This is a genomic window from Thalassospira sp. ABL2_045, assembly GCF_056161285.1.
On the sequence record NZ_JBSWYV010000004.1, the window covers coordinates 289,432 to 301,717 of the forward strand.

The following is a 12,286-nucleotide window of genomic DNA, read 5'->3' on the forward strand; positions in this document are numbered from 1 at the left end:
TGTGTGGGCAGCCGGTGAGTGTTTGGCGACATTGGTTGATCCAGGGCCAGGCCCCGGGCTCGAGGCCCCTTAGTAAGGGGCCTCGACATCGCCGGTTTCGACATAAACGGATTTGATGCGGGTATAATATTCAATCGCCGCACGGCCGTTTTCGCGGCCAACGCCCGATTTCTTCACGCCGCCAAACGGCATCTCGATCGGGGTAATGTTATAGGTGTTGATCCAGCAGGTGCCGGCCTCAAGACGGGCAACGACGCGATGGCCGCGCGACAAATCCTTGGTGAATACACCCGCTGCCAGACCGTATTGGGTGTCATTGGCACGTTTGATCGCCTCGTCTTCGTCGCTAAAGGTCAGGACCGACATCACCGGACCAAAGATTTCCTCGCGGACAATGGTCATGTCGTCAGAGCAACCGGTAAAGACGGTCGGGGCAACAAAAAGGCCACCTTCTGGCATGCCCTCAGACACGGCATGACCACCGAGAACGCATTTCGCACCCTCGGCCTTGCCCTTTTCGATATAGGACATGACCTGTTCATACTGCGCCTTGGTTACGATCGGACCAACCTGGGTTTCAGGTTTTTCCGGATCGCCAAGCACCAGATCCTTGGACCGCGCGATCAGCTTTTCAATGAAGGCATCGGCAACGCTTTCATGAACGAACACCCGCGTCCCGTTCGAGCAAATCTGACCTGACGAATAGAAGTTAGCCATCTGCGCGCCGGAAACAGCATTATCGAGATCGGCATCTTCAAACACGATCATCGGCGATTTGCCGCCGAGCTCCATGGTGACGGCCTTCATGCCGCCCGCAGCAACGGATGCCACCTTGGCACCGGTCGCAGCCGAACCAGTGAGCGAAATCTTGTCAACGCCCGGATGTTCAACCAACGCAGCACCGCTTTCACGTGCGCCCTGCACAACGTTGTAAACACCATCGGGAAGACCGGCTTCCTGAAGGGCCTCGGCCACGGCAATCGCGGAAAGCGGGGTCGTTTCGGACGGTTTGTAAACAACCGCGTTGCCACATGCCAGTGCCGGTGCGGCCTTCCAGCAGGCGATCTGGATTGGGTAGTTCCATGCGCCAATCGCGCCACAGACGCCAACCGCTTCGCGGCGGGTATAGGCGAAGTTCCCGGCAAGATCGATATGTTCGCCCGCAAGGCTTCCGGCAACACCGGCGAAATATTCAAGGCATTCAACACCGGAAACCACATCAACGATTTCAGTTTCCTGAATGGCACGGCCGGTATCACGGGTTTCAACCAGGGCCAGTTCATCATTACGATCACGCAGGATTTGGGCGGCCTTGAACAACACACGGGCCCGTTCAGCAGCCGGGGTGTTTTTCCAGATTTCAAACCCGGCACGCGCCGCCTTGACCGCGGCATCGACATCAGCAGAAGTGCTTTCATTACCCTTGGCCAAAATCGTATTGGTCGCGGGGTTCAGCGTAACCATTTCCGCGCCCGACCCTTGGGTTTTCTTGCCGTTGATGAAATTCTGGATTTGATAAAGGCTCATCTTAAAACTCCTGCTGGCTGCACGTTTGGTCGGCAGCCTTGAACGTTTCTATGGTTCGATTGCATTTAACGGCTTGGCGAATTCGCCAGATACATGCGCACGGTGCCCAGCACCATTTTGCGCGCCCCGGCGATATCCGATTTGCCGTGTGACAGGCCGGTGCGCACCCAGATTCCGTCCACCATGGCGGCGATTACGGCTGAAATGTCATCGGCGCATTCTTCGGTCGTCAATTGGCGCAGCTCATGACGCAGGTTCGAAGCAAGGCGCTGAAAATAGATCGTGTTCAGTCGGCTCAAGGCTTCGGAGAACGGCACCTGCGCCCAGAAGGACAGCCACGCCACGGTGACCTGCGGGGTGAACTGTTCTTCATTGAAGTTGGTGTTGATGATGGCTTCAAGACGGTCTATCGGCGTTTTGGCGGTTGCCAGACGCACCAGATAGTCCTTGCGCAAATCCTGCATCAGGGATCGCATAGTTGCTTCGAGCAACGCGTTCTTGCCGCCAAAATAATGCGAAATAATACCCGACGACATCCCGGCAGCCTTCGCGATACGGGCGATTGTCGTATCGGCGAATCCGTGCTGGTGAATGGTTTCAATCGTCGCGTCGATCAACTGCCTGCGGCGAACAGGCTGCATACCAACCTTGGGCATTAAGTCATCCAATCCTCTGCGTTGCGAGGGGTTTAGAACCGCTTCATCGGGATAAAACGCAGTTTTTAATCCTTCGCAATTGACGTAACCAGAATATGCTGTAATTTAATTGAACAATCAATCAATAAAAACACGCCGATTTGGGCGGCGCGTTTCTCGGGGGTTTGAACCTTTGCTGCGCGGCCATTCGGCTGTTTTTGTGATTATTCCGGCCCATCAATTGCGTTCGGGGGAACGTGACTGATGGCTCTGGGCGAGTGTTGGCGACATGTTTGTTGCGTTGATGTTCGTCTGGCCTCCGGAACCGAGAGTCTTCTGACGGCCGACCTCATCTGGGCGTCAGTAACATTAGGTTTATACAAGGGAGAACCAGAAGCATGACCAATCTTTCCACGTTCGGCCGCCTTCTTGGCAGCACCATTATTGCAACCACCCTTCTGGGTGCTGCGGGTGCCAAAGCCGCCGATAGCGATGCCTGCAAAACCGTGACCTTCTCTGATGTTGGCTGGACCGACATCACGGCAACCACGGCAACTGCATCGGTTATCCTCGAAGCGCTGGGCTATACCGCTGAAACCGAACTTCTGTCGGTTCCGGTTACCTATACCAGCCTTGCCAATGGCGACGTCGACGTCTTCCTGGGCAACTGGATGCCGACCATGGCAGCTGACATTCAGCCCTATCTCGATGCAGGCACGGTTGTTTCCACCGGTGCAAACCTTGAAGGTGCGAAATACACCCTGGCTGTCACCCAGAATGCCTTTGACGCGGGTCTGAAAGACTTCGCCGATATCGCCAAGTTCCATGACGAACTCGACGGCGAAATCTATGGCATCGAGCCGGGCAATGACGGCAACCGCCTGATTCAGGACATGATCGATAGCGACCAGTTCGGTCTTGGCGAGTTTGAACTCGTTGAGTCCTCCGAACAGGGCATGCTGGCCGAGGTAAAGCGCAAATCCTCGCGCGATCAGTTCATCGTCTTCCTCGGTTGGGAACCGCACCCGATGAACGCAAAATACGATATGGCCTATCTTGATGGTGGCGATGACGTATTTGGCCCGAACTTTGGCGGTGCCACCGTTCACACCAACCTGCGTGCAGGTTACACCGACGACTGCCCGAATGCGGGTAAATTCGTCACCAACCTTGAATTCAGCCTCGCCATGGAAAACGAAATCATGGATGCAATCCTGAACGAAGGAACCGATCCGGCCGAAGCCGCAACCGCATGGCTGAAAGCCAATCCGGAAGCTGCCTATGCATGGCTTGACGGTGTGACCACCTTTGACGGTGGTGACGCAGAAGCCGCCCTTAAAGGCGACCTTGGCCTTTAAGCCACAGGCTTGATTTTACCGATGCGCCCAAAGCCGAATACTGGCCAACGCGGGCGCATCGGTTGTATTTTTCTTAATTCTCATTGAACGGATATTTTCGCATGGAATGGCTCACGGAAACGAAGATTCCGCTGGGACAGTGGATATCGTCCCTGATGGATGCGCTGAACGAACATGCCGATTTCGTGTTCTATACCGTCTCGGATGTTCTTGAATTCATTATCGAAAACACCATCGATTTTCTGGTATGGCTGCCGGCTCTTCTGATCATTGCGGTCTTCGGGGTACTTGCCACTGTGTTACACAAATCATGGAAGCTGACGGCCTTTACGGTCCTGTCGCTGTTGCTGGTGGTCAATCTTGGCTACTGGGAAGAAACCATGGAAACGCTGGCACTCGTCCTTTATGCGACGCTGTTTTGCATGTTGATCGGTGTGCCGCTTGGCGTGGCATCCGCCCACCGCCCGTGGCTGTATCAGGCAATGCGGCCGGTTCTTGATCTGATGCAGACGATCCCGACATTCGTCTATCTGATCCCGACCCTGATCCTGTTCGGGCTTGGTGTTGTACCCGGTCTTATTTCGACCGTGATCTTTGCCATCGCGGCTCCGATCCGCCTGACCCATCTTGGGATTTCCAATACCCCCAAGGCGCTTCTGGAAGCCGGGGAAAGCTTTGGCTGTACGCCGCGCCAGTTGCTGTTCAAGGTGGAGTTGCCATCGGCCATGCCATCGATCATGGCGGGGCTGACGCAATGTATCATGCTGTCGCTCTCCATGGTGGTGATTGCCGCCCTTGTCGGTGCGGATGGTCTGGGCAAGCCGGTTGTGCGCGCGCTGAATACCGTGAATGTCGCGCAAGGGTTTGAAGCCGGTCTTGCGATTGTGATCCTTGCCATCGTGCTTGATCGCATCTGCCGTCGTGACAACAACGAAACTTCGGGGCAGTGATCATGAGCAATGCTGTTGAATTCGATAATATCGACGTGATCTTTGGCAATCGTCAGGCAGAATCCCTTAAGCTGCTCGACGAAGGCAAAACCCGCGAAGAGATTGCGGCAGCCACCAACAATGTACTTGGTGTTGCCGATGTCAGCTTTGACGTCCCTGAAGGCGAAATTTGCGTCCTGATGGGGCTTTCGGGATCGGGCAAATCATCGCTTCTGCGCTGTGTGAACGGGCTCAATGCGGTATCGCGCGGATCGCTTCGCGTTCGGGCCGGTGAAGACATGGTCGATGTCACCAGCTGTGATTCCACAACGTTGCGCAATCTTCGGCGCAAAAGTGTCGCCATGGTCTTCCAGCAATTTGGCCTGTTCCCGTGGCGCACGGTTGAAGACAATGTCGGCTTTGGTCTTGAACTGGGTGGCATGGGGCCTGCGGAACGCCATGATATCGTGCGCGAAAAGCTTGCCCTTGTCGGGCTCGATCAATGGGCGACCAAATATGCCCACGAACTGTCGGGCGGCATGCAACAGCGTGTCGGCCTTGCCCGCGCCTTTGCCACCGATGCGCCGATCCTTCTGATGGATGAGCCGTTCTCGGCCCTCGATCCGCTGATCCGTAACCGTCTGCAGGACGAGTTGCTTGATCTTCAGGAAAAGCTCAACAAGACCATCCTGTTTGTCAGCCATGACCTTGATGAAGCCATGAAACTTGGCAATTCGATTGCCATCATGGAAGGCGGTTATGTCGTGCAGCATGGCACGCCCGAAGACATCGCCCTGCGCCCGGCAAATGATTATGTGGCCGACTTTGTTGCCCATATGAACCCGGTCAATATCCTGCGCGGTCGTGCGATCATGCATCGCATCAGTCGTGATCAGAAAGCCGGCGTTGGTGAGCTGATGCTTGAAGATGCCACCATCCGCGTGACCTTGCAGGACGGCGTTGTACGATCTGCCAATAATGGCGAACGCGGCGAGCTCAAGCTGATCAATTATGATGGTACCCTGCCCAGCGAACTGGATGCGACCGACAACTCGATTGTCTTTGTCGCACGGGATGATGTGCTGCTGAAGGATCTGATTGATATGCGCTCTATCACCCAGAACCCGGTCATCCTGACCCGCGATGGTAAGGTATCGGGCACACTGGGCCGCAAGGAGTTCTTTGACAGTCTGACCCAGACGTCCTCTGTGGCGGATTGATCATCGGCGAATAAAACTCATCGATAGAAAGGCGGCCTTTATTGAGGTCGCCTTTTTTGTCTCACAAACGCCCCTTGTTTGCGTCCTTCTGTAAACAGCGTGTGATGAGAGGTAACGATGGCGCAACTAACCGATTTGCAATTACGGGGCCTGGCATCTGCTGAGCTTGGCGCGGGTGTCGAGCTGGATGCGGATTTTGTAGATCCCTACCCTGATGCGGCGTGCTGGGGATGGGCATTGTGTGGCGGCCCCAGTGCCCATGGCAATGCCGAACCGGCCGAGATTTTTGACCGTGCCATTGCCCGCAATGCGGCGGGCATCATGACCGGGCTTCGTGACGGGTTTGCCGATTGGGTCCATGTGGCATTTCATGCCAATGCCGCGGCGAACAATCAGGCCGCCGTCATTGCCGAGAATTTCAACCGCGCGATCATTGAGCTTGATGAAAATGCCGAACGGGCCTGTCGTCTGGCCTTTGCCAAGCTGTGCATCATCGTCAATGGTCTGACCCCGGCCGTTGCCCCGACCAACTACAAAATCGTCATGGCATCGGATCACTGGTATAGCTGGGAACACTGGTCGCTGGGGCTTTGCAACAATATCGCCGCCCCGGAAAATCCGGCATGGCAATATACCCAGCGCGATGCGGGCGTGAACCCGGTCAACACCCGATCAGACGAGGTCTGGGGTGATCATCCGATCCTGACGGAGATCTATGTTACGGAATTGCATGACGGGCATCTGACTTATTTGCAGCATGCCCAAGGCTGGCCCGCAGCAGTGGCACCCTCGGCAGGCGATCCACCACCGTCGCCCCATCCAGGTCCACTACCATCGCCGGATGATCCACCGCCCCTGACCCTGCCACCGGCAAGTGGCGATGACAGTGTGGCACCTGCGAGCGGTGCAGACGCAAGCTCAACGACCAGCAGCCCATCATCAGGCGACGATCAGGTCACTTGACCGGAATCATCCACCCGTGACCGGCGGAAACAGGGCGATTTCGGTGGCCTTGGTGAGGTCGGTTTCGGGGGTGGCGTATTCCTGATCAACGGCGACGCGAATGATCGCCGGATCCGCCAGGGCGTTGGCGAAGTTTTCGCCGCGTCCAGGCAGCCATGCCAGAAGATCGGCAACGTTCGAGATGGTTTCGGGAAGATCAATATCTTCCTCGGCAAAGCCGATGCGGTCCTTGACCCACGAAAAATAGATCAGCTTCATTTCTTGTCCTGACAGCAAACTTCAATTTGCCCGCATGCTTGCGCAAGACCCTGCCCGCTGGCAAGTCCCAATGACGTGATTGGGGCAACTATGGATAAACAAAATAACCACTCGGGGCCGCATCAAGGCGTGCGGTCAGGTTTTCGATAAAGAACCGTTCGGCCCGGCTGAGCGACATGCGCGGGTTGGTCACAAGGTAAATATCAATCGCCGGCGGCTCGATATAGGGCGGCAGGCGCCAAAGCTGACCCCGTTCGGTTGCACTTTGCACAACGTGAATCGGCAGTGGCCCGATGCCCAGCCCGGCATTGATCAGACGCCGGACTTCTTCAAGGTGCGGACTGACCGCGACGACCTTGCCCTTCATGCCTTCCTGCGCGCGCAGAACTGCTACCGGGGCCAGTGCATCGCTTAGCTGGTCGGTTGCGAAGGACACAAAGGCCTCGCTGCGCAAATCGGCCAGTGTCAGATCCTTTTTGCCAAACAGATGATGGGTCGGGCCACAAAAGAAGCCGAAATGTTCGCGATAAAGCCGGCGATATTCCAGTCTCGGATGGCGTTCTTTGACGAGACAAATGCCAAAACTGGCCTGCTGTGAAAGCACCTGATCAACCACATTGACCGAGGTCGCGACATCGATTTCATAGGTCACTTCCGGATGGGCACGATTGAATTCAAAAAGCGCATCATCAAGCGGCGGAAAGACGACGTGACTGGCCAGCCACATGTGCAAATGCCCGGTCAGCTGATTGCCGCTGTCTGACATCACGTCCGACAGACGGCGGATCGCACCGCAGATTTCACGACATTCATGATAAAGCGCCAATCCCTGCTCGGTGACTTCGAACCGGCCACGTTCACGGTCAATCAGGCGCGCGCCAATCTGATCTTCAAGCCGTTTCAGCGCGTTGCTGACACTGGGCTGGCGCAACAACAGCCGGTTGGCCGCCCCGGTAATCGAGCGTTCCTCGACAATAACGGTGAAGGTATGGAGCAAATTCCAGTCGAACTGGCGACGCATTAACTCGTTCATCTTGCGGGCCTTTTTGCATGTAGCGATCAAACGCATAGTTATCGGCTATGAGTTCTATTCTACTTATCTATTTGCGCTATATGCAAGTCTGGGTTGGAATAGCTCCAACATATTCTTCACGGCCAAATAACCGGGTGCGGCATTGACCGCAGACAATAACGGGAGGCACAAATGGCCGCAGATATCGCCGGAGCCCGCAGGACTCCGTGGTTACTGCTATCACCATCACTGGCAACCATCAGCCTGCTGCTGATCGTGCCAATGCTGTTCATTGTCGTTTATTCATTCTGGTTGCGTACGTCGACCGGCGCGGATCAGGTCGGCTTTTATCTGGATAACTGGATTGAAGTGCTGGGTGATCGTTTTTATCGTGACATCCTGTTCCAGACCATTCTGATCGCCTTTTACACCACGGTTATTTGCGCGCTTGTCGGCTATATCCCGGCCTATTTTGTTGCCAATACACGCATGAAGTCGAAGGCGTTTTTGTTGCTGTTGCTGATGCTGCCCTTCTGGATCAGCTACATCATCCGCACCATGTCGTGGATCAACATTCTGGGCACATCCGGCGCACTGAATACGATTTTGTTATCGATGGGCATCATCGATGACCCGATCCAGATGCTTTATAACCAGCAGACCGTGGTTCTGGGCCTTGTGCATTATCTGCTGCCTTTCATGATCCTGAACGTCTATGTCAGCCTGGATGGCATCGACAAGAACCTGACCGAAGCGGCCCAAAGCCTTGGCTGCACGGGTTTTCAGGCCTTCCGCGAAGTCACTCTACCGCTATCGCTCCCGGGGCTGGCAGCCGGATCTTTGCTGTGCTTTGTGCTGGCTGCGGGCACCTATATCACCCCGATCGTTCTCGGCGGGCCGCGTGATGCCATGTTCGCCAACCTTGTGTTTGAAGCCATCGTGACACAGCTCAACTGGCCGCTTGGCTCCGCGCTTTCGCTCGTCCTGCTGGCCCTTCTGGGGGCACTGGTCGTCATCTACACCCGCTATCTCGGCATCGATCAGATCGCCAAGAGCTTCAAATAAGGGAGAGATATGATGATGTCCGGTTGGTCAGCAATCCGAATTGCCACGATCCTTGTTTATCTGTTCCTGTTTGCGCCGGTGGCGGTTGTCATCCTGTTGGCCTTTAACGCCAATCAGTTCGGCAGCTTCCCGATCGAAGGTTTTTCCTTCCGCTGGTTTGAAGCGCTTTGGAACAATGATGCCATTGTGCGGGCTTTCAAGACGTCGCTGTTGCTTGGCGTGCTCACAGCAGCCATTTCCACGACGCTTGGGACCCTCGCAGCACTTGCCATGGTCAGATACGATTTCCCGGGAAAACGGACTATTTCAACCCTTTTGGTTGCCCCAATCCTGATCCCGGAAGTCGTTCTGGCCGTGGCACTCCTGCTGTTTTTGCAGTTCCTGTCCATGCCCAAAAGCTTCGGGCTTCTTTTGATGGGCCATGTGGTCTTTACCCTGCCCTTTGTGGTGCTGGTGGTTCAGGCGCGGCTTGTCTCCATCCGCCGCGATGTCGAAGAAGCCGCCATGAGCCTTGGCGCAACCCCGGTGCAGACCTTCTTTGAAGTGACCTTGCCGCTGATGTTGCCTGCCGTCATGGCCGGGATGCTGTTTGCCTTTACGATTTCATTTGATGACATCACCGGCACCCTGTTCTGGAAGCCGGGCGGTGTTGAAACCGTCCCGACGCAGATCTTTGCCATGCTGCGCAACTCCATCAGCCCGGAAATCAACGCCCTTGGTGCTGTGATGGTGATCTTCACCATTGCCCTGCCGCTGGTTGCGGCATCGATTGCGCGCGTCATGGCGATGCGCAAGGCCGGGGCATCAAAATAGACAGAGCAAACAACGAAGATTTTTGCAAAACGCGGGTCACCGCCAAGAACAAAAACAACACGACAAATTCAACGACCAAGAACAAGACCGATCAACGGATATATCGTTTTATCAGGAGGCCTTAAATGGACGATACCAAACGTTATGAACGCCTACTTACCCGTTTCCGCGACGGCGACATCAGCCGTCGTACTTTCCTGACCGCACTGGGTGCAGCCGGTGTTACTGCCGGCATCACCGGCGGCCCGATGGGCATGCTGGCCCGCAAGGCGATGGCAGCAACCCCGGAACAGGTCCGTTTTGACGGCTGGGGCGGCGTTGTTTCCGAAGCATTCGAGAAACATGCCTTTGCGCCCTACACCGCGAAAACCGGCATTGATGTGGTTTCGGGCACCTTTGGTGGTGCGGATGAATATATCGCGCGTGTCAAAGCCAGCCAGCCGGGTGAATTCAACCTCGCCCATCTTTCGGGCGTGTTTGACTATGCGCGTTATCACGGCCTGGAGCTGACTTCGGAACTGAACGAAGCCAATATCCCGAACCTTGCAAATGTGATCCCGACCCTGGTCGAGCCGCTGCGCAAGATCACCGGCGGTACGATTTCGGCGGTTCCGTATGACTATGGCACCACCGGCATTGCCTATAACCGCAAATATATCAGCGACGCCGAAGCCAAGGCCAAGGGTGCGAAGCTGATGGTCGATGAAGCCTATAAAGGCAAAATCGGCGGCTGGGGCGAATGGAAAACCCGTATCTGGTACGGCGCGCTTCAGTCCGATCAGGATCCGAACAACATCAAGGACATCGATGCGGTTTGGGACATGATCCGTGCACACCGTGACCTGGCACTGAAATACTGGTCCTCGGGCGCGGAACTGATGAGCCTTCTGGCCGAAGAAGAAATCTATGTCACCGAAGGCTGGTCTGGCCGCATCAAGGCGCTGCAGGATCAGGGCCATGACATTGGCTATCTTGATCCGGCTGGTGGTCTTGGCTGGCAGGAATGCCTGTTCGTGCTGCGTGGCAGCCCGATGGCCGCCTGTGAAGAGCTTCTGAACTTCATGCTGGAACCGGAAGTGGCGATCGCCGTCGCCGAAGGTCAGAGCTATCCGCCGGCCCTTGATCCGCAGAAGATCGATCTGGGTGAAATCATCCCGACCCTGCCGGCATTTGACCCGACCGGTACGCTGTCCTCGCTCAGCTTCTTCGATCCGGCGTATTGGAACGAAAACGAAGGTGAATGGTCGAAAACCTTCTCTCGTGTGCAGCGCGGCTACTAAGCCCCGCCTGCATATCGGAAACTGTGTTCTGGCCCAACGCGTTGGGCCAGAACACCTTAGCCGCCAGTCGTCAGGTGCGGCCCCATTCAGACAGGGACTTTAACAATGGCAGACACAAACAACGCCGTTGAACTGCAAAATGTCGTCAAACGGTATGGTGAATTCACCGCAGTGAAACGCATCGATTTGACCGTTCCCGACAACAGCTTTGTGACTTTCCTTGGCCCGTCGGGCTGTGGCAAGACGACAACGCTGCGCATGATTGCGGGTCTGACCGACATTACCGAAGGCGATCTGATGATCCGCGGCAAACGGGTCAACAGCCTGCCGATCCACAAGCGTAATCTGGGCCTTGTGTTTCAGAACTATGCCCTGTTCCCGCACAAGACGATTTTTGACAACATCGCCTTTGGCCTGAAATACCGCAAGGTTTCCAAGGCCGACATTGCAGACAAGGTCAACAAGGCACTTTATCTTGTTCAGTTGCCCCATGTCGCAGACCGTTACCCCAATCAGCTTTCCGGTGGCCAGCAGCAGCGCATTGCGCTGGCGCGTGCGATTGTGATTGAACCCGACGTCTTGCTGCTTGATGAACCGCTTTCGGCCCTTGATGCCAATCTGCGCGAAGAAATGCGTGTGGAGCTTAAACGCATTCAGCGCGAACTTGGTGTTGCCACGGTCTTTGTCACCCATGACCAGTCCGAAGCCCTTGCCATGTCTGACAAGCTGGTTGTCATGAATAACGGCTTTGTCGAACAGGAAGGCGCACCCGAAGAAGTTTACAACAATCCGGCATCGGCCTTTGTTGCGGATTTCCTTGGACATTCCAATATCATTGCTGCCAACCTTGGCAGCCCGGATGCCGCCTTTACCAAGGTCGCGCTTGAAAGTGGTGAAACATTGCTGACCACTGACGAGCAGACCGTAAAGGCCAAAGGATCGAAAGACGTTCGGGCCGTGATCCGGGCCGAAAAAATTGATCTTTCCGAACAGAACGGCGCCACCGATGGTGTGATTGCCATTCCCGGCAAGGTCAAAACAGTTGACTATCTGGGCCAACAGGCCCGTTACTTTGTCGAGGCCAATGGCCGCGACTGGCAGGTCATCAATCCGATTGATACCCACCCCCATCAGGAAGGGGCGGATATATTCATGCATATCGCCGCCCGTAATTGTGTGTTGTTACCCGGCCATCAGGACTGATCGTCCCTTTGCAGCCGGTTCAG

12 protein-coding genes are annotated in these 12,286 nt (G+C 55.6%); 8 read left to right on the top strand and 4 right to left on the bottom strand.

Going from position 1 to position 12,286, the window contains the following annotated elements; all coding sequences use genetic code 11:
- Window positions 1–69 precede the first annotated feature (69 nt).
- Both betB and betI read right to left on the bottom strand, forming a co-directional pair.
- Window positions 70–1,527: a betaine-aldehyde dehydrogenase gene (gene betB, locus ACXAIA_RS09000; RefSeq protein ID WP_475349018.1), complete on the bottom strand. Its 1,458-nt coding sequence runs from the start codon at window positions 1,525–1,527 to the stop codon at window positions 70–72.
- A gap of 65 nt (window positions 1,528–1,592) precedes the next feature.
- The gene (gene betI, locus ACXAIA_RS09005; RefSeq protein WP_475345787.1) at window positions 1,593–2,183 is read right to left on the bottom strand and encodes a choline-binding transcriptional repressor BetI; all 591 of its coding nucleotides are present in this window, start codon (window positions 2,181–2,183) and stop codon (window positions 1,593–1,595) included.
- A gap of 377 nt (window positions 2,184–2,560) precedes the next feature.
- Here betI and ACXAIA_RS09010 point away from each other — a divergent pair, with 377 nt between their 5' ends.
- The 4 genes from ACXAIA_RS09010 (at window position 2,561) to ACXAIA_RS09025 (ending at window position 6,632) form a co-directional block, all read left to right on the top strand.
- The gene (locus ACXAIA_RS09010) at window positions 2,561–3,520 is read left to right on the top strand and encodes a choline ABC transporter substrate-binding protein (protein WP_475349019.1); all 960 of its coding nucleotides are present in this window, start codon (window positions 2,561–2,563) and stop codon (window positions 3,518–3,520) included.
- Window positions 3,521–3,621: 101 nt separating this feature from the next.
- On the top strand, window positions 3,622–4,470 hold the full coding sequence (gene choW / locus ACXAIA_RS09015; protein ID WP_475349020.1) for a choline ABC transporter permease subunit: 849 nt from the start codon (window positions 3,622–3,624) through the stop codon (window positions 4,468–4,470).
- Between the two features lie 2 nt (window positions 4,471–4,472).
- On the top strand, window positions 4,473–5,669 hold the full coding sequence (gene choV / locus ACXAIA_RS09020) for a choline ABC transporter ATP-binding protein (protein WP_475349021.1): 1,197 nt from the start codon (window positions 4,473–4,475) through the stop codon (window positions 5,667–5,669).
- Between the two features lie 117 nt (window positions 5,670–5,786).
- The gene (locus ACXAIA_RS09025; protein ID WP_475349022.1) at window positions 5,787–6,632 is read left to right on the top strand and encodes a hypothetical protein; all 846 of its coding nucleotides are present in this window, start codon (window positions 5,787–5,789) and stop codon (window positions 6,630–6,632) included.
- A 6-nt stretch (window positions 6,633–6,638) separates the two neighbouring features.
- On the opposite strand, the gene moaD is transcribed toward ACXAIA_RS09025, so the two are convergent.
- Both moaD and ACXAIA_RS09035 read right to left on the bottom strand, forming a co-directional pair.
- Window positions 6,639–6,890: a molybdopterin converting factor subunit 1 gene (moaD, locus tag ACXAIA_RS09030; protein ID WP_475349023.1), complete on the bottom strand. Its 252-nt coding sequence runs from the start codon at window positions 6,888–6,890 to the stop codon at window positions 6,639–6,641.
- Window positions 6,891–6,978: 88 nt separating this feature from the next.
- Window positions 6,979–7,923: a LysR family transcriptional regulator gene (locus ACXAIA_RS09035; RefSeq protein WP_475349024.1), complete on the bottom strand. Its 945-nt coding sequence runs from the start codon at window positions 7,921–7,923 to the stop codon at window positions 6,979–6,981.
- Between the two features lie 171 nt (window positions 7,924–8,094).
- Between ACXAIA_RS09035 and ACXAIA_RS09040 the strand changes: the two genes are divergently transcribed.
- From ACXAIA_RS09040 to ACXAIA_RS09055, 4 genes are all read left to right on the top strand, one after another.
- Window positions 8,095–8,967 carry an ABC transporter permease gene (locus ACXAIA_RS09040; protein WP_475349025.1) on the top strand — a complete coding sequence of 291 codons (873 nt, stop codon included), beginning with the start codon at window positions 8,095–8,097 and terminating at the stop codon, window positions 8,965–8,967.
- Window positions 8,968–8,976: 9 nt separating this feature from the next.
- Window positions 8,977–9,780 carry an ABC transporter permease gene (locus ACXAIA_RS09045; RefSeq protein ID WP_475349026.1) on the top strand — a complete coding sequence of 268 codons (804 nt, stop codon included), beginning with the start codon at window positions 8,977–8,979 and terminating at the stop codon, window positions 9,778–9,780.
- 125 nt (window positions 9,781–9,905) lie between these two features.
- Window positions 9,906–11,060 (top strand): extracellular solute-binding protein, encoded by a 1,155-nt coding sequence (locus tag ACXAIA_RS09050; protein WP_475349027.1) that lies wholly within the window; start codon window positions 9,906–9,908, stop codon window positions 11,058–11,060.
- Between the two features lie 105 nt (window positions 11,061–11,165).
- The gene (locus tag ACXAIA_RS09055) at window positions 11,166–12,263 is read left to right on the top strand and encodes an ABC transporter ATP-binding protein (RefSeq protein WP_475349028.1); all 1,098 of its coding nucleotides are present in this window, start codon (window positions 11,166–11,168) and stop codon (window positions 12,261–12,263) included.
- The last annotated feature ends 23 nt before the right edge of the window (window positions 12,264–12,286 follow it).

Coding starts and splice junctions, on each gene's coding strand:
- betB (WP_475349018.1), bottom strand. CDS start 1,527: ATGAGCCTTTATCAAATCCAGAATTTCATCAACGGCAAGAAAACCCAA.
- betI (WP_475345787.1), bottom strand. CDS start 2,183: ATGCCCAAGGTTGGTATGCAGCCTGTTCGCCGCAGGCAGTTGATCGAC.
- ACXAIA_RS09010 (WP_475349019.1), top strand. CDS start 2,561: ATGACCAATCTTTCCACGTTCGGCCGCCTTCTTGGCAGCACCATTATT.
- choW (WP_475349020.1), top strand. CDS start 3,622: ATGGAATGGCTCACGGAAACGAAGATTCCGCTGGGACAGTGGATATCG.
- choV (WP_475349021.1), top strand. CDS start 4,473: ATGAGCAATGCTGTTGAATTCGATAATATCGACGTGATCTTTGGCAAT.
- ACXAIA_RS09025 (WP_475349022.1), top strand. CDS start 5,787: ATGGCGCAACTAACCGATTTGCAATTACGGGGCCTGGCATCTGCTGAG.
- moaD (WP_475349023.1), bottom strand. CDS start 6,890: ATGAAGCTGATCTATTTTTCGTGGGTCAAGGACCGCATCGGCTTTGCC.
- ACXAIA_RS09035 (WP_475349024.1), bottom strand. CDS start 7,923: ATGAACGAGTTAATGCGTCGCCAGTTCGACTGGAATTTGCTCCATACC.
- ACXAIA_RS09040 (WP_475349025.1), top strand. CDS start 8,095: ATGGCCGCAGATATCGCCGGAGCCCGCAGGACTCCGTGGTTACTGCTA.
- ACXAIA_RS09045 (WP_475349026.1), top strand. CDS start 8,977: ATGATGATGTCCGGTTGGTCAGCAATCCGAATTGCCACGATCCTTGTT.
- ACXAIA_RS09050 (WP_475349027.1), top strand. CDS start 9,906: ATGGACGATACCAAACGTTATGAACGCCTACTTACCCGTTTCCGCGAC.
- ACXAIA_RS09055 (WP_475349028.1), top strand. CDS start 11,166: ATGGCAGACACAAACAACGCCGTTGAACTGCAAAATGTCGTCAAACGG.